Origin of the sequence: Desulfosporosinus sp. I2 (genome assembly GCF_000960765.1) — a bacterium.
Classification (GTDB): Bacteria; Bacillota; Desulfitobacteriia; order Desulfitobacteriales; family Desulfitobacteriaceae; genus Desulfosporosinus.
In genome coordinates this window covers 1-694 of the sequence record NZ_JYNH01000308.1, presented here as the reverse complement: position 1 = coordinate 694, position 694 = coordinate 1, and the positions used below count along the sequence as shown (strand labels likewise).

The following is a 694-nucleotide window of genomic DNA, read 5'->3' as shown; positions in this document are numbered from 1 at the left end:
TTTTAGGATCGCATTATGAATCGCCCTTTATTCGCCGATGGTCAGCAGCACTCATGAGTATCGTCTTACCCATCTATGCTGCCTCAGTTATGATCGGTGGTGCAAGATTCTTAGAAGAATCCTTAAAGATGAACTATACAACCGCGCTCTGGATTCTCTCTCTCGTCGTTTTAGCATACGTCTTTTTTGGTGGCCTCAGAGGAGTTGTCTATACTGACGCCTTCCAGGGTACGTTGATGTTCGTTATGATGCTCTTGCTCATTATTTTAACGTATAAGATGTTAGGTGGAGTCTCTGTCGCCCACGCTAAGTTAAACGCCATGAATAGTTTAGTGCCTGCAGCGCTGGCAAAACAAGGCATGGTGGGTTTTGCTTCAATGCCTACATTTCTATCTCAAAACTGGTGGTTTGTCATTTCAACCTTAGTTCTTGGAGTTGGCATTGGTGTTTTAGCCCAACCTCAACTTATCGTTCGTTATATGACCGTTAAATCTGGCAAAGAATTAAATAGAGCCTTAGCTTTTGGCGGAGTATTTATCCTTTTTATGACCGGCGTCGCTTTTACAGTCGGTGCACTTTCGAATGTTTACTTCTATGAAACCACTTAAAAAGGTTTCTATGATGGCTTCTGCCGTCGGAGGAACTCCTCCTAACACAGATAAAGTCAATTCCCTTGTTTCTGACTCAGGCCTTC

General features: G+C 43.2%; 1 pseudogene. It reads left to right on the top strand.

Going from position 1 to position 694, the window contains the following annotated elements:
- A pseudogene (locus tag UF75_RS25850) lies at positions 1–608 on the top strand (sodium:solute symporter family protein); the annotation flags it as partial.
- Positions 609–694 lie beyond the last annotated feature (86 nt).